A 22,301-nucleotide genomic window follows, 5' to 3' on the forward strand; every position below is an offset into this window, starting at 1 on the left:
AACTCAGTCCCGTGGGCGGCGTCGGTACATCAACGTCGTCTTCATCGTCTGCACCACCGTGCCGTCCTGCTTGACGATGCGGCGGTCGAAGGCCACCACGCCGCGGTCGGGCTTGCTGGTCTCCTTCTTCTCGGCGACCCGCGCCACCAAGTGGACGGTGTCACCGTGCTTGACGGGGCTCACCAGGCGCCACTCGTCGACGCCGAGCAAGGCCAGGATGGTTCCGTCGTTGACGCCGGCGGCATGCCACAGGCCGCCGGCCACCGCATAGACCAGCGGGCCATGGGCGATGGGCTCGCCGAAGGGCGTGCGCTTGCAGTACTCGAAGTTGGTGTGGATCTCGTTGAAGTCGCCCGAGATGCAGGCGAAGTTGACGATGTCTGTGCTGGTGATGGTGCGGGCCGGTGTCACGATCTCCTCGCCCACGGCGAAGTCCTCGAAGTAGCGGCCGCGGGGATGCTCGGGTGTGCTCATGGTCGTTCTCTCAAGATCTGTCATTGGCGAGGACCATCGTGCAATGCGACGACAGGATCCCGCCCTCGTTGTGCACCAGCGCCGCAGTGGCGCCATCGACCTGGCGCGCGCCGAGGCCGCCGCGCAGTTGCCGGACCACCTCCACGATGCCGAGGATCGCGCCTGCGGCACCGGCATGGGCATGCGAAAGCATGCCGCCGTTGGTGTTGACGGGCAGCTTGCCGCCGACGCGGGCATGGCCCTCTGCAAAGAACGCACCGCCCTCGCCAGGCCCGCAGAATCCGAGCTCCTCCAGCTCGATGATCGGCACGATGGTGAAGCAGTCGTAAAGCTGCGCCAGGTCCATGTCGCCGGGGCCGAGACCGGCCATGCGGTAGGCGCTGCGGCCCGACTCCTGTGCGCCGAAGTGGTTGAGATCGGGCGCGCACATCACGTGCTCATGGGTGTGCATCTCGCCGATGCCGAGCAGGTAGGCCGGCTTGTGCGGCAGGTCTCGCGCCCGTTCGGCCGAGGTCACCACGAAGGCGCCGGCGGCGTCGGAGATGATGCAGCAGTCGAGCATGCGCAGCGGGTCGGCGATCGGCTTGGAGGCCAGCACTTCGTCGATCGTGAGCGCCGTCTTCATCTGCGCATGCGGATGCAGCAGCGCATGCGCGCGGGTGTTGACCGCGACGCTGGCGAGCTGCTCGCGCGTGGTGCCGTGCGCGTGCATGTGGCGCTGGGCGACCATGCCGTAGAAGCTCGGGATGGACGCGCCATAGGGCTTCTCGAACTGCGGATGGCCCACGTTGGCGAGCACGGCGATCGCCGCCTCGCGCCCGAGGCCGGTAGCCCGGTTCTCGCCGGCGCACACCAGCACCGTCTCTGCGGTGCCGGCGGCAATGGCCTGCGCAGCGTGGCGCAGCATGATACCGGGGCTCGCCCCACCCGCCACCATGGAGGCGCACATGCGCGGGCGCAGACCCATGTATTCGCACAACGAGGCGCCGAGCATGGTGTAGTGCTCGGTGAACGAGTAGGCGGTCAGCAGGCCGTCGATGTCGGACGGGCGAAGACCGGCGTCGTTCAGTGCGCGTTTGCAGGCCTGCGCATTCAGGCCCAGGCCCGACAGGTGCGGCACCTTGCCGATGTCGGACTCGCCGACGCCGACGATGGCGACCTTGTTGCGCAAGCTCATGCCGCGCTCCCGCCGGACTGGCCGGCCACCCGGGTGAACTGCGGGATCTGCATCCCGGCTTCGCCCCGGCGTTCGAACACCACCCGCACCCGGTCGCCGATCACGCTCTCCAGCGCTCCGGGGCCGACGATGTTGGCGTACATGCGCGGCCCCTCTTCCAGAGCGACGAGCGCTGTCACGTAGGGCGTGATGGCCGCGAAATCCGGGGTCGGCGCGCGGTGCACGATGCTCAGGCTGTAGACCGTGCCGAAGCCGCTGCAATCGATCCACTCAAGCGCGTCCGACCAGCATACCGGGCACTGGCCGCGGGGCATGAAATGGCGCTCGCCGCAGGCGAGGCATTGCCGCACCGTCAACCGGCCTTCGCGGGCTGCGGCCCAGTAGGCGCGCGAGTCGGCGTTAGGCTCGGGAACGGGCAAGGGGATGGACGTGGACATGGTGTTCGACGGCGTCAGGGCCTGTGGCGCACTCAGGGATCCGACCTTGGAATGCTCGTCTGCGCTCATGCCACCCACGGCTTGCCGAAGGCCGGTTCCTTGAACGGCGTCGGCGGCAGTTGCCAGGTGCCGGTCGAAGGCGGACGGACGTCACCGTCGATGTGCACGTCGATGACGCAAGGGCGGCGGTTCCGCAGCGCCGCGGCAACCGCGTCGCCCAGGTCCTCGCTGCGGGTAACCGTCATGCCGTCGGCACCGCAGGCACGCGCCCAGGCGGCGAAGTCGGGGTTGTAGCGTTCGCCGCCCGGGCCCTGCTTGCCCTTGTAGAAGGCGGTGCCGTGTTCGCGGCCGCCGAACATGCCGTGCTGGATGTCGCGGATGGCGCCCCAGGCGAAGTTGTTCCAAACGATCCAGACGCAGGGCAGTTCGTATTCCACCGCGGTGCAAACGACGTAAGGCGTCATGGTGAAGCCGCCATCGCCGACCACGGCCACGCAGGGCCGGTCGGGGGCCGCGAGCTGGGCACCCAGCACACCGCAGACGCCGAAGCCCATTGAGGAGTAGCCCCAGCTGTTGAGCATGCTCTGCGGCCGGCGCGGCTTCCAGAACTGCATGAACCAGTTGTGATGCACGCCCGAGTCGAGCGAAAGGATCACGTCGTCAGGCAGCACCTTCTGCAAGGTGTCGACGACGTACTCCGGCCGGATCGGCGTGGTGATGGCCGAGAAGTTGGGCCGAACGAAGCGCTCCCATTCCGCATGCCAGCCGGCGACCTGCTCACGCCAGCCGGCATAGGTGCCGGCGTCGAACAGCGAGGCTTCGTCGATGGCCGCCAGCAGCTGCTCGCAGAACACCTTGCAGTCGGCCACGATGCCCACGGTGGGCGGGTAGTTACGGCCGAGCTCCTGCGGATCGATGTCGACATGCACCAGCCGGGTCTTCGGGAAGTTCCACGAATAGCCCGGCTGCCAGCTCGACGACGAGCGGTCGTCGAAGCGGGTGCCGACGGTGATGATCAGGTCGGCATGCCGGCCCGCCTGGTTGGCCGGGTAGGCCCCGTTGCGGCCGATGAAGCCCAGGGTCTGCACATCGTCGGCCGGCACGCAGCCCATGCCGTTCGGCGAGGTGATCACCGGCACGCCGAGCCGACGGGACAGCGCTGTGAGCGCCGGTCCGGCCTCGGACAGCGTGACCCCATGGCCGATGAAGAACACGGGCTGGCGGGCCGCCTTGAGCAGTTCGACCACCTTCCCCAAGTCCTCGGCGGAGGCGGCCGGCCGCTGCGCACCCATCACCTGAGAAGGCGGCGGCACCTCGACGTCAGCCTCTTCCTGGTAGAGGTTGTAGGGCACGTCCAGGTTCACCGGACCGGGTCGGCCGCTCACCATGGTGTCGAAGGCCTGCCGCAGGGCCAGCGGCAGCATGTCCACCCGCGAGGGCTGGAAACTGCGCTTGACCACCGGCCGCAGCACAGACGGGAAGTCGGCCTGGTTGTGCTTGTAGAGCTCCTGGAACGGCGCCCGGTTCATCTGCGATGTCGGCACGTTCGAGGTGATGGCCAGGAAGGCTGACGAGTCCGAAAGCGCCGTCGCCAGTGACATCACCATGTTGGCCGAACCCGGCCCGGTCGAGGTCAGCGTGGCCACCGGCTGGTGCCTGACACGGAAGTAGGCGTCCGCCATGTGGCCCGCGCACTGCTCGTGGCGCGGCGACACCAGGTTCACCTTGTCGCGCACGTCGTAGAGGGCGTCGAGCATGCCCACGTTGCCGTGGCCGCAGATGCCGAACACGTAGGGCACCTTCTGCTGCACCAAGTACTGCGCGATGACTTCGCTGCCTTTCATGACCATGCCTGCTTTCGCTGTTCTGTGTTGTGCGTCGGCTCGATTGGCGGATGCCTTCCGAGGACGATGGACTGTGCCGAGCGGGGTTGGGCGTGTCCATTCACTTCTTCTTATTCGTGGAGCCGGTCTGGCTTACCAGCGGCGCTCTCGGGTCAGCAGCGCTTACCGTCAAGCAAAAGAAAGTCGACTCGACCGGCGCCGCGGCGGGCGCAACAATGCACGGCAACGGCCCCGTGCGCCTGTCCCCCTCCAGTCGAGCCTGTAATGCCACTGACCCTGCCTGCCCCGCGCCGTGAAGTGCATCACCGCGCCATCGACATGCGCGCCTTCGCACGCGACGACGGCCTGTTCGACGTCGAGGCACGGCTCGTCGACCGCAAGCCCTTTCCCTTCCTGCGCGCCAGCTCGCCGGAGCCGGTGCCTGCGGGCGATCCGCTGCACGACCTCTGGGTGCGCATCACGCTGGACAGCGAGTTCGTCGTGCGCGACATCGAGGCGTCGTCCGATGCCACGCCGTGGCGTCTGTGCCGGGAAGCAGAAGGAACGCTCAAAGTCCTGATCGGCGAGAAGGTGGCCCGCGGCTGGTCGGCCAAGGTCAAGGAGCGGCTGCGCGGCGCCGCCGGTTGCACCCATTTGATGGAGATGCTGGTGACGCTGGGCACGACGGCGCTGCAGGGCATCCGCGGCGCGGATCCGGAACGGGCGCTCGCAGCGCCGTGGAAGATGGACAGCTGCTACGCATATGGCCGCGAGCGCGCCGTGGCGAAGATCCTCTGGCCCGAGCAGGCGGGCCAGGCCGCCACCGACGCACCCTGAACGCGCGTGCCGGCGACAGCGCTCGACGCTGCCCTACTCCTTCGGGAGCCGCTTCTTGAAGGTGGGCACGTTCGGCAGCACCTGCAGCCGCTCCGGCGAGGTCACGGCCAATGCCTTCATCTTGCCGGCGGCGATCTGGCCGCCGCTGCTGATGTAGGCATCGAAGAAGAAGGACAAGCTCGGCTTGCTGGGGAAGGACGCTGGCGCCGCGAAACCGGGCGAACACAGCGCGAGGCCGAGACACACCAGGCGGCGGCATTGAATTGGGGGGCATGATCGGTACTGCGGCTCCAGGCGCCGTCCTGACTGGAGATGCCAGGCAGCATCTGTACGCCCCTCGGGCCGGTCCGGTCGCTTATTCTGGGTCCTCGGATGAGCGACGCTGACGCATCAAGGCGGCGGCATGCGGCGCAGGTCGAACGCGACCCGTACGCCGACCAGCAGCGACGCAGCCATGACCCAGAAGACGCCGGCCGCCCCGACGATGCCCCCGGCCGCACCGGCCATGAGCGGCATCGAGATGCTGGAGGCATTGATCATCATCATGCGCAGTGCGATCACCTGTCCGTGCCGGTGCGGCGGTGTGATCTGGTGCAGCAGGCTCATGACCATGGGTTGCACGCCGCCGATCGTCAGGCCCATCAACATGGAGCAGGCGCCCATCGCCAGCGCGGTGCGCATCAAGGGATACACCGCCAGCAGCACGCAGGCCGCGGTGAGCGCGCTCGCCATGAGCACCCACTCCCGAAAGTGCCGGCCGAGCCAGGGCACCAGCAGGCGCACGGCCGCCGCCGCGATGGCGAACGAGGCGAGAATGCTGCCGATCGCCGAAGCATTCAGCCCGCGCGCATGTCCGAGCAGCGGCACCATGACGCCATGGATGTCCCAGGTGGCCGACACGAAGCCGTTCATCAGCAGCACGCTGCGCACGGCCGGATCGCGCCACAGGCCCTCGCCACCGGCGCCGGACCGGGACGGCCCGGCGGATGCCGGCAAAGCCGTGGCACCGCGCAGGAAGGCCCAGCTCACCACGGGCCCCACGCCCAGCAGGAGGAACGCGGCCCGGTAGCCTAGCGCGTCGATCACCAAGCCCGCCGCGAAGGGGCCGAGGAAGTTCGCTGCCGCCGGCGTGAAAGAGAGCCAGGAGAACACCCGCCTCATCTCGTCCGCGCCGTGCGCGATCTGCCCCGCGTGGCGCTGCAGGGCAATCACCGCGAGCGCAACGGCACCGCCTTCCAACAGAGCCGTTGCGCACAGTCCCGGGTAGGTCGGCCAGGCTGCTGCCACCGCGGCCCCGGCGAAGGCGGCGACCATGCTGATGTGCATCGGCCTCTTCAGCCCATGCCGATCCGCCATCCGGCCCGCCGGGATCGAGATGGCGAGCTGGGCCGCGCCGAACAAGGCCAGCAGCAAGCCCACGGCCGCTGCGCCGTGGCCGAGCTGCAGTGCCATCAGCGGCACCGCCATGCGCAGGCCCGACATGCAGGCATGCACGCCACCCTGACCGCCGACGAGACGGACGATCTCGCGCGCGAGCGACTCGCGGGCGAACGGCGGGCTCACCTGGTGAGCCATGGAGCCCGTTGGGCGGCGAACAAGGACATTGCGAGTTTCACCTGTCCGATTGTCCCAGGCTTCATGGAAAGTTGGACCAGCCCCTTCGGCTAGAAAAAGCAACTGGAACGTCGGCGATCCCGGCGGCACACTCGACCGACGTCGCCTTGAGGGTGCCACTGGCATGCCAGGTGCGGGCGATCGACATCCACAAGAGAGACAACCATGCACAAGCAATCTTTCGTGGCGGCCGCACTCGCGTGCACTGTGGCCGTCGGTGTGCATGGCCAGACCTTCCCCGACAGGCCGGTCAAGGTGCTGCTGCCCTTTCCTGCAGGCACCGGGCCAGACACCATCATGCGGATGGTCGGCGAAAGGCTGGCGCGCGTGTGGGGTCAGCAGGTGGTCATCGAGAACCGGCCCGGCGCCAACGGCTGGCTGGCAATGGAGGCGGCCAAGCGCGCGCCAGCCGATGGCTACACGCTGGTACAGGTCGATGCACCACTGATCGCCGTTGCGCCCCACCTGTGGAAGAAGCTGCCATACGACCCGATCAAGGACGTCGAACCGGTGGCGACCCTGTACCGCACCTGGTATTTCGTCACAGTCGCCGCGGACTCCAAGTGGAACACCGTGGGCGACCTGATCCAGGCGGCGAAGGCTGCGCCCGGAGGCCTGAGCTATGGCTCGTCCGGCGTGGGCGGCAACATCCACCTGGGCGGCGCCATGCTGGAGCAGGCCGCCGGCGTGAAGATGACCCACATTCCCTACAAGGAAACGCCGCAGATCTACATGGCCATCAGCAACGGCGACATCAGCTGGGCCGTGGGCACGGCTTCGACCACGCAGCCGATGCTCAAGGCGCGGAAGATCAAATACCTGGCCATCACAGCGCCCCAGCGCAGCGCCATCTTTCCCGATGTACCGACCGTGGCTGAGTCGCAAGGCCCTGCGCACTATCAGTTGCAGACCTGGGTGTCGATGTACGCCCCTCGCGGCACGCCGCAGCCCATCGTGAACAAGATCAATGCGGACGTCGGTCGGGTGCTGCAGGATCCCGAATTGCGGACCTACATGGGCAGCGTGGGTTTCGAGATGCTGATCCAGACACCTGCCGAGCTGCAGGACATGGCCCGCAAGGACTCCATGGTCTTCAAGGACATCCTGAAGGACCTGAAGCTGGCCCTGGACTGACAGGCTGCGTCGCCCATCAAGGAGATCATCGATGCTCGGCGTCGTTTTCAAGGGTCATCGCAAGCTCGCGCTGCAGTCATTCGACGACCCCGTTCCCGGGGACGACGACGTGGTGGTCGAGATGAAGGCCTCCGGTTTCTGCGGCAGCGACTTGCACCACTACCGCGGGGCTCCTGGCGCATCGCTGGCGGCCAAGAGCCCGGGCTTCCTGGCCGAACACGGGCTGTCGCCCGAGAGCCCGGTCATCGCGGGTCACGAACCCTGTGGTGTCATCGCCGAACTCGGCCGCAATGTCGACCGGCGCGCCTTTCGCCCGGGCGACCACGTGATGGTCTATCACTACGATGGTTGCCGCCACTGCGATCCCTGCCGCAGCGGCTGGGTCCAGATGTGCGAGCGCGGCTCGACCGTGTTCGGCCATACGGCTCACGGCGGCCATGCGCCGTTCATGCGGGTGCCGGCCCGCTCGCTGATCCACCTGCCCGCCGAAATCGGCTACCGGGCGGGTGCAGCCATCTCGTGCGGCACCGGCACGGCCTTCGGCGCGCTGGAGCGCATGGAGATCAGCGAGCGCGACACGCTCGCTGTCTTCGGCTTGGGGCCGGTCGGCCAGTCGGCGATCCAGCTGGCCCGCGCCATGGGCGCGCGGACCTTCGCGGTCGACGTCTGCAGTGACCGAGTCGAGCGGGCACGCCAGCTCGGCGCCACCCAGGCCGTCAACTCGCGCGAAGCGGATGCGGTGGAAGCCATCCTGCAGTGGACCGCGGGCCGGGGCGCAACGGTGGCCATCGACTGCTCGGGTGTCGCCGCCGCCCGGCTCGCCGCGGTGCGCTGCACTGCCAACTGGGGCCGCATCGCCTTCGTCGGCGTCGGCGGAGAGGTCACGCTCAACGTCTGGTCAGACCTGACGATGAGGCAGCGCAGCATCGTCGGCCACTGGACCTTCTCGGACGTCGGCATGGCACGCTGCGTGCGCTTCGTGGCCGACCATGGGATTGACCTTGACCAGCAGTTCAGCAATCGCTGGCAGCTTGCCCAGGCCGAACAGGCCTATCGGCAGTTCGACAGCCAGACCGCAGGCAAAGCGTGTTTCGAATTCTGACCGCCTCGCCCCCGCCCGGTGCCATGGCAGGCGCGCCGCTGCGGCGCATCCTCATGGCGCCGATGGCGCTGGTGTTCATGGTCTTCGCCATGACCGGCCTGGGCATGCCGGTCCTGCCCGTGCATGTCCACCAGACGCTGGGCATGAGCTCCTTCGTGGTCGGGACCGTGGTGGGCAGCCAGTTTGCGGCGGCCCTCGCCTCGCGCCTGTGGTGCGGCCACCTCTGCGACACGCGGGGGCCGCGGGTAGCGCTGCGCGCGGGGCTGCTCGCGGGCTGTCTCTCAGGTGCGGTGTACCTGCTGTCCTTGCCGTTCCATGCGTCGCCCGGCGTCGCCGTGGGCGTGCTGCTGCTGGGGCGTGCCCTGCTCGGCGCGGCCGAGAGTTTCGTCATCACCGGCGCCTTGGCGTGGGGCATCGCTGCGGCCCCTGCCAGCCAAACGGGTCGGGTGATCGCATGGATCGGCATCGCGATGTACACGGCCTTCGCGATCGGAGCGCCGATCGGCGTGTTGCTCTATGACACGATTGGTTTCTCGGCCATCGGCCTGGCAACGCTGGTGGTGCCGGCCATGGCCCTGCCCTTGCTGCGCCAGGCGCCCCAACGGGCTGGGCCGCCTGGCGCCGCCCGGCCGTCCGGCGGCATGCCAGTCCTGCGCGCGGTCTGGAAGCCGGGGCTCGGCCTGGCACTCAGCAGCCTCGGATTCGCCGCCGTGACGACCTTTGTCGCACTGCTGTTTGCCAGCCGCGGCTGGACACCGGGCTGGGCCGGGTTCACCGCGTTCTCGGCCGCCTTCGTGGCCGCGCGGTTGGTGGGATCGCAGCTGCCCGACCGCTTCGGCGGTGCGCGGGTCGCCGCGTGCGGCATGCTGGTGGAAACAGCCGGGCTGGCCTTGCTGGCCCTGGCGCCTTCGGCCACGGTAGCGCTCCTCGGCTCAGCCCTTACCGGTCTGGGCTATTCGCTGGTGTTTCCGGGCCTTGGGCTGGAGGTCGTGCGCGGTGCACCGAGCGGGCACCGCGCGCTGGCGCTGGGCAGCTACACCGCCTGCCTGGATCTGGCCCTCGCCCTGGCGGGACCGGCCCTGGGGTTGCTGGCCGACCAAGCGGGTTTTGCAGCGGCCTTTGGCGCCAGTGGCGCCGTGGTCCTGCTGGCTGCGGCGGTTGCCCTGCGCCTGGCCCATGACTGATCCGCGCACCGGCCAGGTCCCGCGGCAGGTGGCCGCAGGTCATCCCGATGCCACGCCTTGCCGGCCCCGCCGGCACCAACCCTGCGGGCGCCTGCGCTGCGCAGACCACAACGACACAATTCAAAGGAAGCCATGCACGACATCATCGTCGTAGGCAGCGGCGCCGCCGGGCTCTCGGCCGCCTGCACTGCAGCTGCGCTGGGCAAGCGCGTGCTGCTGCTCGAGCACAGCGACCGCATCGGCGGGACGACGGCCATCTCGGGTGGCATGGTGTGGATCCCGGACAACCACAAGATGCATCAGGCCGGACTTCCGGACAGCGCCGCTGCGACGCGCGAGTACCTGGATCAGACCGTTCCAGGCTCATCGGACGATCCTCGCATGCAGGCCTTCCTGTCGCGAGGCGACGAGGCCATCCGCTTCCTGGAGGCCCACACTTCGTTGCGCCTGCAACCGGTCAGCCGCTATCCCGACTACTACGCCGACCTGCCGGGCGCCACTGCCGGCGGCAGGGTGCTGGAGCCGGTTTCGTTCGATGGCCGCGCGCTCGGCGCCGACTTCGCACGGCTTCGCGATCCGCTGCCCGAGTTCCTGTTGTTTGGCGGCATGATGGTGAGCCGCGAGGATCTGCCCGTCCTGCGTCGGGTGGGCCGATCCCCGCAGGCGCAGTGGCATGCGCTGAAGCTGCTCGCCCGCTTCATGCTGCAGCGCCTGCAAGCCCACCGCGGCACTTCACTGGTGCTCGGCAACGCGCTGGCAGCGCGGCTGTTCAAGTCGGCGCTCGACCTGGGCGTCGACATCGCCACCCGCACCTCGGTGATCGGACTGATCGAGGCCGACGGCCGCGTGGCGGGCGTGCGCACCGAATTCGACGGCCAGCGCGGAGAGTCTCGCGCCAGCCTCGGCATCATCCTCGCGACGGGCGGACTGTCCCACGACTCGGCATTGCGCCCACGCTATGTGCCGGGGTCGGCCGGTACGCTGTCGGCGACGGTTCGAAGCGGCGCAGCCCACAGTGGCGCCGCGCTTGCCGCCGGCACCGGCGCACAGCTGACGCCCGCCACCTCGATGATCGACGACGCCCAGGCCTTCTGGGTGCCGGTGTCCCGATTCCGGCGCTCGGACGGCAGCACGGCGCTGTTTCCGCACACGGTCACAGACCGTGCCAAGCCCGGCCTGATCGCGGTGAACCAGACCGGCTGCCGCTTTGTCAACGAGGCGGTCTCGTACCACGAGTTCGTGCGCGCGCAGTTGCGCAGTGCCGATAGCGCCATCCCCGCCTGGCTGATCTGCGACAGCCGGTTCCTCTGGAAATACGGCCTCGGCCGGATCCGGCCCTTCGCCTTGTCGGCCCGTGCCGAGCAACGCAGCGGCTACCTGCACACGGCGCCGACGCTGGAAGCGCTGGCCACCCGGATCGGGGTGCCGCCGGCATCATTGGCAGAGACCGTGCGGGCCTTCAATGTCGGCGCGGCGCGCGGTGTCGACACCGCCTTCGGGCGCGGCAGCACCATTTATCAGCGGCACCTGGGCGATGCCGACCAGCAACCCAATCCTTGCGTGGCGCCGCTGGAGCGGCCGCCGTATCACGCCGTTGCCGTGTTCCCTGCGGACCTCGGCATGTCCGCCGGCGTGCGGACTGATCCGTCAGGGCGTGCGCTGGACGAGGCGGGTCGCGCCATCGAGGGCCTGTATGCCTGCGGCAACGACATGCAGTCGGTGATGAACGGTGCCTATCCGGGGCCGGGCATCACCCTGGGGCCTGCGCTCGTCTTCGGCTACCTTGCGGCGCGGAACGCCTGTGGCGCCGAGGCGCCTGCATCCCGCCCGCCAGCGGTGGCCCCCGCGGCGGCCGAGAAGGCCTGAGGCGGCGGGATCCGGACGGCCGTGCCCGGCGGGGCATTGCCTGGCGCGAGGCGGCCGCCTGCGCCCACCCGCCGATCAGGTGCGGTTGAGGATCCGGCCGCCGTCGACCAGGATGCACTCGCCGGTGATGAAGCTGGCTTCGTCCGACGCCAGGAACAGCGCGAGGTTGGCGACGTCCCATCCGGTGCCCTGACGCAGCAGCGGCACCTTGGCGTTGCGCTCGGCGTTGATCTCGTCACGCGACTTGGAGAAACGGCGCGAGCGGGTCTCGACCGCCATGGGCGTGTCGATCAGGCCTGGCAGGATGGCATTGACGCGAATGTTGAACTTGGCGTTCTGCAGTGCCAACTGCTCGGTGAGCGCATTGACGCCTGCCTTGGTGGCCTTGTAGGCCGCATACGGATACAGGCCCACCGCGGCAGCCGAGGAGACATTGACGATCGCGCCCGAACGCTGCTGGCGCATGATCACCAGCGCATGCTTGCAAGTGAACGCGGTGCCGCGCAGGTTGCTGCGGTAGATGTTGTCGAACTGTTCTTCGGTGATGTCCATCAGGTCCGCATCGCCACCGCCGAGGCTCACGCCGACGTTGTTGTGCAGAACGTCGAGCGAGCCCCAGCGCCGATGCGCCTCGGAGATGGCGGCGACGATGTCGGCCTCCTTCTGGATGTCAGCCTTGAAGGCGATGGCATCGCCGCCTTCGCTGCGGATCATCGCGGCGGTCTCTTCGGCGGATTCGATCGATCGGTTCACCGCCAGCACACGCGCGCCTTCGCGGGCGAAGCGGATGGCCGCCGCGCGCCCGTTGCCCAAGCCCTCGCCCGGGCTCTGACCCGCACCGATGACAACGGCGACCTTGCCGTCGAGACGCTTGCTTGCGGTCCAACCGGCCGCCTGATTCGTGGAAGTGCTCATGCCCGAAGCCCCTTGAAAGCTGGTCCTTAACAGAGCTTCGAATGTTATCATCGGTTCCACTGCACACATACAGTTCCACTGAACGGAACCGCAACATCGCCCCCGGAGACAGACCTACCATGAATCTCGGCATCGACGGAAAGCTCGCCCTGGTCACCGCCTCCAGTGGCGGCATGGGTCGCAACATCGCCCGCACCCTGGCCGCGGAGGGCGCCAACGTGCTGCTGTTCGCCCGCACCGCCGAGAAGCTTCAGGCGGTGGCCGAGGAGATCGAGGGCGACTACGGCGTCAAAGCCCATGTCGTGGCGGGCAGCATGCTGGTGGCCGACGACGTGGCGCGCCTCTCAGGCACGCTGGCATCGCTGGGGGGCGCCGACATCATGGTGCTCGTCACCGGCCGCCCACCGAACCCGCTGCGCGACACGCTCAAGGAGACCGAGCCCGAGCGCTGGCAGGAGGCCTACGAGAACCAGTTGCTGAGCGTGGTCCAGGTGGTCAATGCGGTAGCGCCGCAGATGCTCGACAAGGGATGGGGGCGCATCCTGGCGATCACGTCGGCCTCTGCCAAGCAGCCAATGGCCGTGCATGCGCTGTCCACCGTCTTCAGGGCCGGCGTGACGGCCTATCTGAAGGGCCTGGCCAACGAGCTCGGGCCAAAGGGCATCACGGTGAACTGCGTGGCGCCCGCCCTGATCGACACCTCGCACCGCAGCGGCTCGGCCGCCTACACGCCGGCCCAGGCGGAGCGCCGCGTCTCGATGACGCCGCTGCACCGCATGGGCACGCAAGAGGAACTGGCAGGCGTGGTGGCCTTCCTGGCCTCCGCACAGGCGGGTTTTGTCACCGGGTCCACCATTGCGGTGGAGGGCGGCATGATCGGCTCGCTGTTCTAGCCGACGCGCAAAGCCCCGCTCAGCTGGCGACAGGCCCGCCGAAGCGGCGCGAGATGTCGCCGGCGGCTTTTTTCACCAGCTTGGTGAAGGCTTTCTCGTGCATCTGGATGCGCACCGACGGACCGTTGACGGTGATGCAGTAACGCGCCTCACCGTTGGCGTCCCACACGGGTGCCGAAATGGCCGACAGGCCGAGCAGCCGCTCACCGTGCGACACCGCGTAGCCCTGATCCCGGATCTCGCTGAGCTGCGCGCGGATCTCGGCGGACTTGCGCTGGGTGGCCCGTGCGATTGCGGCGAGGGTCGATGACGAGGCGGTTTCCGGCATGAAAGCCAGCAGCGTCTTGGATGCCGAACCGAGCAGCAGCGGGATCTGCTCGCCCGGCTGCATCACGCTGCGCAGTTGCGATGGTGCAGTTGCCACCGAGTCGACGCAGACACGGTTGCCGTCCACCGCCATGTGGATCGCCACCGTCTCCTGGGTCTGCTCGGCCAGGGTCAGCATCGCGGGACGCGCGATGGCGCGGATGTCCAAAGTGTTGCGCACCAGCCCGGCCAGCCGCGTGAAGCGGAACGACAGGCAGTAACGCTGGTCCTCCAGCCGCACCAGGTAGCCGGCCTCTTCAAGGCTGCCAACGATACGGAAGGCGGTGGACTTCGGAAGTTCGATGCTGTCCGCAATCTCCTGCAGCGTCAGCGAAGTCTGGTCGGGGGTGAAGCTTTCGAACACGGCGAGGGTTCGTTCTACCGAGCGCATCATGGGGCGGGATCCTCTCTGGGATGTTGGCCCGCATTGTATTCAGCCGGTTCCACCAGCCGGCATGGATGCCGCTCAGCAGTCCCGGGGGCGTTGGCGGAGCGCAGGCCAGCATCATGCTCGGACAGGGTCCGTCCCCGGCACAGCCACCGGCAGCGCGAAGACTGCGCCGTGGCGCCGGCCGGCGACCAGCTCCTCGATGGAGCCGCGATAGACGGTGCAGAAGAGTTGCCGGCCGCCCTCCCCGCCCAGCGTGCACGACACGCCGCGGCCTTCGAAGGCGATGGTGTCGGTGACGACACCGCCTTCGAGCACCCGCAGGAACTCACCGGTATTGAAGCAGCCCACCCAGATGGCGCCTTCGGCATCGCCGCAGAGGCCGTCGGGATGCCGCTCGCCGAGATCGGCGAACACCCGCCGGCGGCCGAGGTGACCGTCGGCGTCGATGTCGAATGCGGTCAATCGACCCGCCCAGGTCTAGGCCACCACCAGCGTCGTGCCATCGTTGATGATGGCAGCGCCGTTGGGGAACTCGAGCCCGCTGGCAGCCACGCTGACGGTGCCGTCCCGCTCGATCCGGTGCAGTTCGGTCAGCGCCCGCGGCTCGCCGGCGTCGTAGTCATAGCCGAAGTTGCCGACATAGATCCGCCCGTGACGGTCGACGACGAAATCGTTCACGTCGCCAGTGGCAAGGTTCGACAGGTCGGCATGTTCGACCAGCGTCTCGCCGTCGATCCGCATCAGCTTGCGGTTCTTCGATGACACGACGATGGGCGTGCCATCCGGCAGGAAGCCGAGCCCCGACGGGCGGTGCGGCACGTGGCAGACCTTGCGGCGTCCACCCTGCACGTCCAGTGCATAGACCGAATGGTCGAAGACGTCCGACACCCAGAGCCGGCCGTCCTGCCAGTGCGGCGCCTCGAGAAAGATGAAGTCTTCGGCGAAAAGCTCCGGGCGATGGTCGGCCATGACGGACTACCAGCCGCCGTCGATCTGGATGTTCTGGCCGGTGATCAGGTCCGCCTGCGAGGACGAGAGGAACACGGACAGGTTGGCGATGTCGACCGCCTCGATGCGGCGCTTCAGGCTCTGGTTCTCCAGGATCCAGTTGTGGTACTGCTCGCGCGTATCGGCCCGATCACGGAACTCCGCTTCCGACAGCACGGCGCCCGGCGAGATGCCGTTCACCGTGATGCCGTGCGCACCGAGCTCGCGCGCCAGGCCCTTGACCAAGCCGAACATCGCGCCTTTCGAGGCGATGTAGGGCACGTACCCTTCCCATCGGCCGGTGAGCGTCAAGGAGGTCACGTTGATGATCTTGCCCTGCTTGCGCTCCTTCATCGTCTTGCAGCAGGCCCGGGCCAACACGAAGACGGCCGACGAGTTGATGCGCACCTGGTCTTCGTACTCCTCGATGCTGAACTGCTCGAAGGGCTTCATGATGACCAGCGCGGCGTTGTTCACCAGGATGTCGATGCCGCCCACTTCGTTGGCGAGCTGGCTCACCGCGCTTTCGGTGGCGGCAAGCTGGTTCAGGTCACAGCCGAAGAAGCGCACGTTCGGCGCCGCCTCGTCCAGGATGCCCTGTGGATTGGGGGCGCCGGGCCGGTCGAGCGCGATCACGCTGGCGCCCTCCTGGGCATAGCGCGTGACCATCGCGCGGCCAATGGTGCCGAGGGCACCGGTGATCAGAACTTTCTTTCCGTCCAGTTGCGGCATGCTTGTCTACTCCGGTTGTTGATGAATTGTGTGTTGATGTCGGGACGCTCGGCAGCGCCGGGTGGGGCCTGCTCGCGCACATGCAGGCGCCCCGCTGTCAGGCGCCGAGCGACGGCGCGAAGCCGATCATGGCCTTGACCTCAAGGTACTCCTCCAGGCCGAAGACGCCCATCTCGCGCCCGTTGCCGGAGCGCTTGTAGCCGCCCATCGGGGCTTCGGTGTTGCTGGGTGCGCCGTTCAGGAAAATGCGCCCGGCGCGCATGCGCGCACCGATGTCCTTGCCGCGCGCCGAGTCGCGCGTGAAGATGTAGCCGCCGAGTCCGTACTCGGTGCCGTTGGCGATGGCGATGGCATCGGCCTCGTCCCGGTAGGACATCACGGCGAGCACCGGGCCGAAGATCTCCTCCTGGGCGATGGTCATCTGCGACGTCACGTCGGCAAAGACGGTTGGCCGGACGTAGTAGCCGTGCAGGAGGCCCTCGGGCCGGCCCAGACCGCCGCTGACCAGCCGCGCGCCCTCATCGATGCCAACCTGGATGTAGTGCTGCACCCGCTCGAACTGCGCCCGGTTCACCACCGGCCCGACGAGCGTGGCGGGGTCCTGTGGGTCGCCCACACGGACCTTCACCACTTCGTCCGCCAGCAGGCGCACAACCTCGTCGACCTGCGCCTCCTGGACCAGGATGCGGGTGGGCGCATGGCAGGACTGGCCGCTGTTGGTAAAGGCCCGCGTGACGTTCCAGCGCACCGCGGCCGCCAGATCGGCATCGGGCAGGATGATGTTGGCCGACTTGCCGCCAAGCTCCTGCGAAACGCGCTTGACCGTGCCCGCCGCGGCTTCGGCCACCAGGATGCCCGCGCGCGTCGAACCGGTGAACGAGACGAAGTCGATGTCGGGGTGCTTGCAGATGGCCTGGCCCACGGTGGGGCCGTCTCCGATCACCAGATTGACCACCCCCTTCGGCACGCCCGCCTCGTGCAGGATCTCCGTCATCAGGATGGCCGTGACCGGCGTGAACTCGCTCGGCTTTACGATCACCGTGCAGCCGGCTGCAAGCGCCGCCGACACCTTGGTGGCCAGCAGTTGCGCCGGCCAGTTCCACGCCGTGATCAGGCCGCACACGCCGATAGACTCGCGGCGCACGATGTTGTCGCCCAGCCTCGTCTCGAACTCGTAGGCCCGCAAGGTCTTGATGGCCTGACGGAAGGCGTCTATCGCGGCACCGGTGCGCTGCTTCAGGCACACCGGCGCGCCCAGTTCGCGGGTGATGGCCGCGGCCACGTCCGCTTCGCGTTCGGTGAACCGCGCCACGATGCGCTCCAGCAGCGCGATGCGCTCGTCGCGGGTGGTCTGGCTGAAGTCCCAGAAGGCGCGCCGCGCGGCGACGACCGCCAGGTCCACGTCCTGCGCACTGGCCAATGCCACGGTGGCGAAGACTTCTTCGCTGGCCGGATTGATGAGTTCGAAGGTCCGCGCAGAGCGCGGCTCCACCCATTGGCCGTCGATAAAGCACTTGTCGTAATGTTTCACTGCATTCTCCGCAACGGTGGATTCAGATCTGTTTGGCGAGACCGCGGTCGGTCGATGAATGCGGCGTCATCGCGCCGCGGCAACTGCAGGGGCCCAGCCCATGCCCTGAAGCGCCAGCACACTGCGCTCGATGGCGGCATCGGGCTCCGGGTCGATGATCTCCAGTACCGGCGGGCAGTGGAAGCCAATCGCCTCGAGCGTGGCCGGCACAGGGCGGAAGTCGACAGTGCCCAGCCCGACCGCATCGTGACGGTAGACGCTTCGGCCGGTATCGGACAGGTGGACCACCCGCAGGCGCCGGGCGCAGAGCCGAAGCGCCTCGCAGAGATCCTCGCCGACGAAATGGCCGTTGGCGAGGTCGTAGACGATGCCAACCCGGTCGTCGGCGAACTGGTCGACGGCTTCGAGCAGACCGGCCATGTGCGGCAGGAAGGCGAATGGCATGTTCTCGACGTGGACGGCGGTCCCGAGGTCGGCAGCCAGGGGAACCAGCTGCGCCAGCGCCTGGTGAAAATGACCGACCAGCGCGTCACGCGGCATGGCCAGCAGCGGGTTCGCCTTGCCTGGGCCGATGACCACCCCTTCCGCCCCCAGGTCGCCCGCGAGCACCACCACTGACTGCAGAACGGCCAGGGTCGACCTCCGCATCTCTTCGGTGGCCGCAGCGACGTTGAGATCGATGTTCGGCATGTTCAGCGTGGTGATGCGCAGGCCATTGGTCTCGACGAAGGCGCGCAGCTCGCGGCGGGCGGCAGCATCGGCGTGGGCCGGCCAGAGATGGCCCGGGTACATCATCAGCTCGAAGGCCCTGAAGCCACGCCGCGCCAGGCGTTCGAGACAGTCACGAACGCTCGACCCCAGCGTGTAGGAGTAAGTATTGACCGCAAAGGCGGCCGGGCGAAGTGTCGATGACATGGGATGAAGTGAAAGCAAGAGGACTCGCGCCGAAACCGTGGAGGTGGCGCAGCGCGGAGCTCGCGGAGCGGCTCAGTCGCGGGAGGTTACGACGTCGCTCTTGGCCTCGCTGGAAGGCTTGGATCTATCCCGTGCCACGCCGAAGGCGCCGGCCCCATCCAGCTGGGCGATGTCAGACGCACTGAGGCCCAGATGTTCCTTCAGCACACTGTCGCGATGTTCGCCCAGGCGCGGCACCCGCAGTGCCTTGCGCGGCTTCTCGAGCCAAGCTGTATTGGCAGGCAGGGTGAAGGTGCCGCCATGGCCATCGTCGACCTCCCAGAGCGAGCCTCGCTCGCGAAGATAGTCGTTCAGGATCACTTCCTTCATGCCCAGGATGGAGGCCACTGGCACGTCGGCCTCTACCAGCTTGGCGGTGATCTCGGCGCGGGTGTGCGCACGGGTGAATTCTTCGGCAAAGGCATGCACCTCGCGCTGGCGCTTCGCGCGCTCCACATAGGTCGCATAACGCGGATCGGTGCCGAGCTCCGGGCGGCCCATGGCCACGCAAAAGCGCGCCCAGAAGTCATCGCGGTTGACGCCAAGGCTGACGGCGCCATCCGACGCCGGGAACGCGCCATAGGGAATGCCATGGAAGTTGTTCGAGCCGGTAAAGCTTGACGCGACTTCGTCGTCGACCTGAGCGCGCCCCATGGCGACCGAGACCATCGGCAGCATGCACTCGACCAGGCCGAGGTCGATCAACTTGCCGACGCCGAAACGCTCCTGGTTGCGCAGCGCGAGGATGACGGCCGCGTGAGCCGACACCGATGCAGTGATGTCTCCCAACGCGAAACCGCACCAGACCGGATTGCCGGAATGATCTCGGGTGAGGCCGGTGGCACCGGACATGGCCTCTGCCACGATCGCCAGTCCGGCACGGTCAGCGTAATCGCCTGAATTGTCCAGCCCGAAGCCCGAGATGCAGGCGATGACCAGTCGTGGAAATCGCTCGTGCAGGCTCTTGGGATGCAGGCCAAGGCGCGCCAGCGCTGCCGCACGCATGTTGGTGACGAACACGTCCGCGGTTTCGAGCAGGCTCAGCATCAGCTCTTTGCCGTGCTCGTTCTTCAGGTCGAGCACCAGACTCTGTTTGCCCCGATTGAGCGAAGCGTAGTACGCCGTGACGTCGCCGGTCTCGGTGCGGCGCGCGGGCAGACGGTGCCGCGTCAGGTCGCCGCTGGGAGGCTCGACCTTGATGACCGTGGCACCTTCGTCAGCGAGCATCTGACAGCAGTAAGGGCCGGCAATCAGATGGGCCAGCTCGACCACCTTGACGCCCTCGAGCGGCAATGGCTCCGCACTGCTGTTGCTGTTCGACATGGTTCCGCCCGTTCAATTTCGACAGCTCCATTCTCAAGAGCGCACCCAGTCGAGTCGAGTCGCATTTATTGGCGGGTCCGGTAAGTTGAACTAACCCAGGGTATGCGAGACGTCATCGGCAACATGCGCCGGGTCAGGTGCGGATAGACTCCCGCGGACTCATGGAACTCCGTCACCTGCGCTATTTCATCGCCGCCGCCGAAGAAGAACATTTCGGCCGCGCATCGGACCGCTTGCATGTCACGCGGCCTGCGGTCTCGCAGATCATCGCGGACCTCGAAGACGAGATCGGGACGCCGTTGTTCGAGCGTCTGGCGCACCGGGTCCGCCTGACCGAAGCCGGCAAGACGCTGCTGCCGCAGGTCCAGGCGCTGCTGAACCAGCTGGGCCAGGCTGTGCTGGCGACCCAGCGCGTGGGCCAGGGCAAGAGCGGCACCCTGAGCATCGGTTACGGCTCGCTGACGCTGCTCAACTCGCTGTTCCGGGCGGCCATCAAGCAGTACAAGGAAGCCTATCCCGATGTGACGCTGTCGCTGCACGAGATCTCCACCACGGACCAGTTCCGCGCGCTTGCCGACGGCAAGCTGGACGCTGGCTTCATGCATTTCGGGCCCGGACGGGTCAAGGTCCGCAAGGGGCCTGGCTCGAACCTGATGAGCCAGGACGAAACCGTGCTCGACTGGTTCCACATCCAGACCGGATCGCTGGGTGTCGCCCTGCCGACCGACCATCGCCTGGCCCAGCGAAAGTCGGTCACGCTGAGCGACTTGGCCGGTGAGCGTTTCGTGGTGGTGCCGCAATCCGTCAGCAGCCCCGGCTACGGCCCGCTCTACACGCTGTGCCAGGAGGCCGGTTTCGAGCCGGACGTGGTGCAAGAGGTCAAGACCATCTCGACCCAGCTGAACCTGATCTCGGTCGGCATCGGCATCGGCCTGGCGGTCACGGGCCGGAACTTCATCTACCCCAACGGCATCACGGTGGTGCCGCTGCAGGATGTCTCGCACGCCACCAGCTTCGTGCTCGCGTGGGTCAAGGACAAGATGGATCCCGCGCTCGAACGCTTGCTGGACATCGTCAAGCTCCTGGCGAAGTGACCGTTGGTCGCCGCCGCGAGGCGGCAGCGCGGCCGCCGTGACCTGGCCGATTCAGGCCAGCGTCCTGAAAAGTTCGCTGACGTCCTCGAGGTGCTCGAAGTCGCGGGCGAGTTGCAATGCCCGCTCGACCCGCTCGGCCGAGACGGGCGCCGTCGCCGCGCCTGCGCAGTCGCGGAACTTCTCCGCCAAGTCGTCCCATGTCATCGGCGCTTCGGCGCTGCCCGGCACCTTGTCGCCCACGCGCACGAGATGCCGTCCGTCCCGGGTCACGATCTCCACCCGCCCGTCCGGCAGGGTGGTGTTCCAGTCAAAGCGGCTGTCGTCAACCGGCAGCACCTTGGCGGCAGCGGCCAGCACCTGTGGGTCCTTCAGGGTCGCGGCACTGAAGTCGGAGACCTTGACGCGGCCGCGCGCCAGCGCCAGGCCGACGCAGAACGGCAGGCTGAACTTCGCGTCGACCAGGGTGGCCGGCGCGCGCCGCTGTTCCAGCGGCGACGACATGATCTTCTGGAAGTCGCCCACCGAGACGAGGACCTGCTCGATGTCGTCATTGGCCAGTCGATGCTCTTTCATCAGGACCAGCGTCGCGTGCAGGTAGGTGTGCACATTGCCGACCGCCGGCCAGGCCTTGTACAGCGTGCCGGCGCCCAGGTAGTCGGTGCCCAGACCGTGCAGCATGGCTGCCCGGTCGTAATGCCCGCCATAGTAGGTATTGAAGATGCCGGCCCGGCCCTCGAACAGCGTATCGATGCCGGTGATGCCGCGCTGCGCCAGCAGCGCGCCAAGCACGGCGCCCTGCGCTGTGAAGCCCGCGTACATGCCGCGCAGATCGCTCCCTGTGCCGAAGATGAGCTCCATGGTGCCGCTGGACTGCATGCTGGCGATGCCCAGTGCATGGGCTGTCTGCCGCGCGTCCAGGCCGAGCACATGCGAGGCGGCCGCAGCGGCCGAGAAAATGCCCACCGAGGTCGACAGGTTCCAGTCCTTTCGCCAGCCCACGTTGCAACGCAACCGCGCGAACAAGTCTTGGCCGACCGCCACCGCAGCCAACATCTTTCGGCCGGAGACACCACCGATGCGCTCGGCCACCGCGAAGGCGGCCGGCACGATGGAGCTCGCGGCATGAGCCCCCCAGGGCGTCTGGTCATCGAAGTCGAGGCAATGCGCCATCGCACCGTTGGCCAACGCAGCCAGAGGTGCAGGCAGGCGATCACCGAAGCCCAGGACCGTGCTCTCCCGGCGGCCGCCACATTCGGTGACCACGTCGACGAAGTTCCGCACCGCGGGCTCCAGGCCGCTCGCGGCGAGCGTGACGCCAACCGTGTCGAGCACGCTGTTGCGCGCCGACTCGACGGCGGCAGGCGGCAAGTCCTCGAAACGGGTATCGGCACTCGCCCTTGCAAAGTCGTGGCAGATGTCTTGGGTCATGGGGGCGGAGATGGGGGTTGCGAGGCTTGAGGCCGACCA

General features: G+C 67.7%; 20 protein-coding genes and 1 pseudogene. 7 read left to right on the forward strand and 14 right to left on the reverse strand.

Translation table 11 applies throughout. The features are described 5' to 3' along the window. Positions 1 to 3 precede the first annotated feature (3 nt). From ACAH41_RS18405 to ACAH41_RS18420, 4 genes are read right to left on the reverse strand one after another with little or no spacing between them, the layout of a single operon-like run. Positions 4 to 474 carry a MaoC/PaaZ C-terminal domain-containing protein gene (locus tag ACAH41_RS18405; protein ID WP_141286498.1) on the reverse strand — a complete coding sequence of 157 codons (471 nt, stop codon included), beginning with the start codon at positions 472 to 474 and terminating at the stop codon, positions 4 to 6. Between the two features lie 10 nt (positions 475 to 484). After that, a complete protein-coding gene (locus tag ACAH41_RS18410; protein WP_141286496.1) occupies positions 485 to 1,651 on the reverse strand; it encodes a thiolase family protein in 1,167 nt (388 codons plus the stop codon). Further along, positions 1,648 to 2,157 carry a Zn-ribbon domain-containing OB-fold protein gene (locus ACAH41_RS18415; protein WP_231011412.1) on the reverse strand — a complete coding sequence of 170 codons (510 nt, stop codon included), beginning with the start codon at positions 2,155 to 2,157 and terminating at the stop codon, positions 1,648 to 1,650. Before ACAH41_RS18415 ends, ACAH41_RS18410 begins: the two co-directional genes overlap by 4 nt. After that, positions 2,154 to 3,932 (reverse strand): thiamine pyrophosphate-binding protein, encoded by a 1,779-nt coding sequence (locus tag ACAH41_RS18420; RefSeq protein ID WP_325648393.1) that lies wholly within the window; start codon positions 3,930 to 3,932, stop codon positions 2,154 to 2,156. The genes ACAH41_RS18415 and ACAH41_RS18420 overlap by 4 nt, the downstream gene beginning before the upstream one ends. Positions 3,933 to 4,196: 264 nt before the next feature. On the opposite strand from ACAH41_RS18420, the gene ACAH41_RS18425 reads away from it, so the two are divergent. Next, the gene (locus ACAH41_RS18425) at positions 4,197 to 4,748 is read left to right on the forward strand and encodes a DUF2889 domain-containing protein (protein WP_325648395.1); all 552 of its coding nucleotides are present in this window, start codon (positions 4,197 to 4,199) and stop codon (positions 4,746 to 4,748) included. A 33-nt stretch (positions 4,749 to 4,781) separates the two neighbouring features. Here the strand turns inward: ACAH41_RS18425 and ACAH41_RS18430 are convergent, their stop codons facing one another. Both ACAH41_RS18430 and ACAH41_RS18435 read right to left on the reverse strand, forming a co-directional pair. Continuing rightward, positions 4,782 to 4,925 (reverse strand): hypothetical protein, encoded by a 144-nt coding sequence (locus ACAH41_RS18430; protein WP_325648398.1) that lies wholly within the window; start codon positions 4,923 to 4,925, stop codon positions 4,782 to 4,784. Positions 4,926 to 5,138: 213 nt separating this feature from the next. Continuing rightward, positions 5,139 to 6,311, reverse strand: a complete 1,173-nt coding sequence (locus ACAH41_RS18435) for an MFS transporter (protein ID WP_325648400.1) — start codon at positions 6,309 to 6,311, stop codon at positions 5,139 to 5,141. 216 nt (positions 6,312 to 6,527) lie between these two features. On the opposite strand from ACAH41_RS18435, the gene ACAH41_RS18440 reads away from it, so the two are divergent. The 4 genes from ACAH41_RS18440 to ACAH41_RS18455 all read left to right on the forward strand — a co-directional run bounded on the left by ACAH41_RS18440 (position 6,528) and on the right by ACAH41_RS18455 (position 11,648). Then, entirely contained in the window at positions 6,528 to 7,496 is a 969-nt protein-coding gene (locus tag ACAH41_RS18440; protein WP_325648402.1) for a tripartite tricarboxylate transporter substrate binding protein, read from the forward strand. Between the two features lie 31 nt (positions 7,497 to 7,527). Then, on the forward strand, positions 7,528 to 8,598 hold the full coding sequence (locus ACAH41_RS18445; protein ID WP_325648404.1) for a zinc-binding dehydrogenase: 1,071 nt from the start codon (positions 7,528 to 7,530) through the stop codon (positions 8,596 to 8,598). Continuing rightward, positions 8,583 to 9,782, forward strand: coding sequence for an arabinose transporter (locus tag ACAH41_RS18450; RefSeq protein WP_325648406.1), 1,200 nt, complete (start codon positions 8,583 to 8,585; stop codon positions 9,780 to 9,782). The genes ACAH41_RS18445 and ACAH41_RS18450 overlap by 16 nt, the downstream gene beginning before the upstream one ends. Before the next feature lie 132 nt (positions 9,783 to 9,914). Further along, positions 9,915 to 11,648 (forward strand): FAD-dependent oxidoreductase, encoded by a 1,734-nt coding sequence (locus ACAH41_RS18455; protein ID WP_325648408.1) that lies wholly within the window; start codon positions 9,915 to 9,917, stop codon positions 11,646 to 11,648. 75 nt (positions 11,649 to 11,723) lie between these two features. On the opposite strand, the gene ACAH41_RS18460 is transcribed toward ACAH41_RS18455, so the two are convergent. Continuing rightward, entirely contained in the window at positions 11,724 to 12,563 is an 840-nt protein-coding gene (locus ACAH41_RS18460) for an SDR family NAD(P)-dependent oxidoreductase (RefSeq protein ID WP_325648410.1), read from the reverse strand. 119 nt (positions 12,564 to 12,682) lie between these two features. Between ACAH41_RS18460 and ACAH41_RS18465 the strand changes: the two genes are divergently transcribed. Next, positions 12,683 to 13,456 carry an SDR family oxidoreductase gene (locus ACAH41_RS18465; protein WP_141286352.1) on the forward strand — a complete coding sequence of 258 codons (774 nt, stop codon included), beginning with the start codon at positions 12,683 to 12,685 and terminating at the stop codon, positions 13,454 to 13,456. Between the two features lie 19 nt (positions 13,457 to 13,475). Here ACAH41_RS18465 and ACAH41_RS18470 read toward each other — a convergent pair whose 3' ends face one another. From ACAH41_RS18470 to ACAH41_RS18495, 6 genes and pseudogenes are all read right to left on the reverse strand, one after another. Next, entirely contained in the window at positions 13,476 to 14,216 is a 741-nt protein-coding gene (locus ACAH41_RS18470) for an IclR family transcriptional regulator (protein ID WP_325648413.1), read from the reverse strand. A 111-nt stretch (positions 14,217 to 14,327) separates the two neighbouring features. After that, a pseudogene (locus ACAH41_RS18475) lies at positions 14,328 to 15,182 on the reverse strand (SMP-30/gluconolactonase/LRE family protein). A gap of 6 nt (positions 15,183 to 15,188) precedes the next feature. After that, positions 15,189 to 15,932, reverse strand: coding sequence for an SDR family oxidoreductase (locus tag ACAH41_RS18480; RefSeq protein WP_325648417.1), 744 nt, complete (start codon positions 15,930 to 15,932; stop codon positions 15,189 to 15,191). Between the two features lie 97 nt (positions 15,933 to 16,029). Continuing rightward, positions 16,030 to 17,463 (reverse strand): aldehyde dehydrogenase family protein, encoded by a 1,434-nt coding sequence (locus tag ACAH41_RS18485; protein WP_325648419.1) that lies wholly within the window; start codon positions 17,461 to 17,463, stop codon positions 16,030 to 16,032. 66 nt (positions 17,464 to 17,529) lie between these two features. Then, positions 17,530 to 18,378 (reverse strand): sugar phosphate isomerase/epimerase family protein, encoded by an 849-nt coding sequence (locus ACAH41_RS18490; protein ID WP_325648421.1) that lies wholly within the window; start codon positions 18,376 to 18,378, stop codon positions 17,530 to 17,532. A gap of 72 nt (positions 18,379 to 18,450) precedes the next feature. Next, entirely contained in the window at positions 18,451 to 19,740 is a 1,290-nt protein-coding gene (locus ACAH41_RS18495; protein WP_325648423.1) for a CoA transferase, read from the reverse strand. A gap of 161 nt (positions 19,741 to 19,901) precedes the next feature. Here ACAH41_RS18495 and ACAH41_RS18500 point away from each other — a divergent pair, with 161 nt between their 5' ends. Beyond that, positions 19,902 to 20,834, forward strand: a complete 933-nt coding sequence (locus ACAH41_RS18500; protein ID WP_141286340.1) for a LysR substrate-binding domain-containing protein — start codon at positions 19,902 to 19,904, stop codon at positions 20,832 to 20,834. A 51-nt stretch (positions 20,835 to 20,885) separates the two neighbouring features. Here ACAH41_RS18500 and ACAH41_RS18505 read toward each other — a convergent pair whose 3' ends face one another. Continuing rightward, positions 20,886 to 22,262, reverse strand: coding sequence for an MmgE/PrpD family protein (locus tag ACAH41_RS18505; protein WP_325648424.1), 1,377 nt, complete (start codon positions 22,260 to 22,262; stop codon positions 20,886 to 20,888). Positions 22,263 to 22,301 lie beyond the last annotated feature (39 nt).

The sequence above is a fragment of the Ideonella sp. genome, assembly GCF_041287625.1.
In the GTDB taxonomy this organism is placed as follows: domain Bacteria; phylum Pseudomonadota; class Gammaproteobacteria; order Burkholderiales; family Burkholderiaceae_C; genus Ideonella.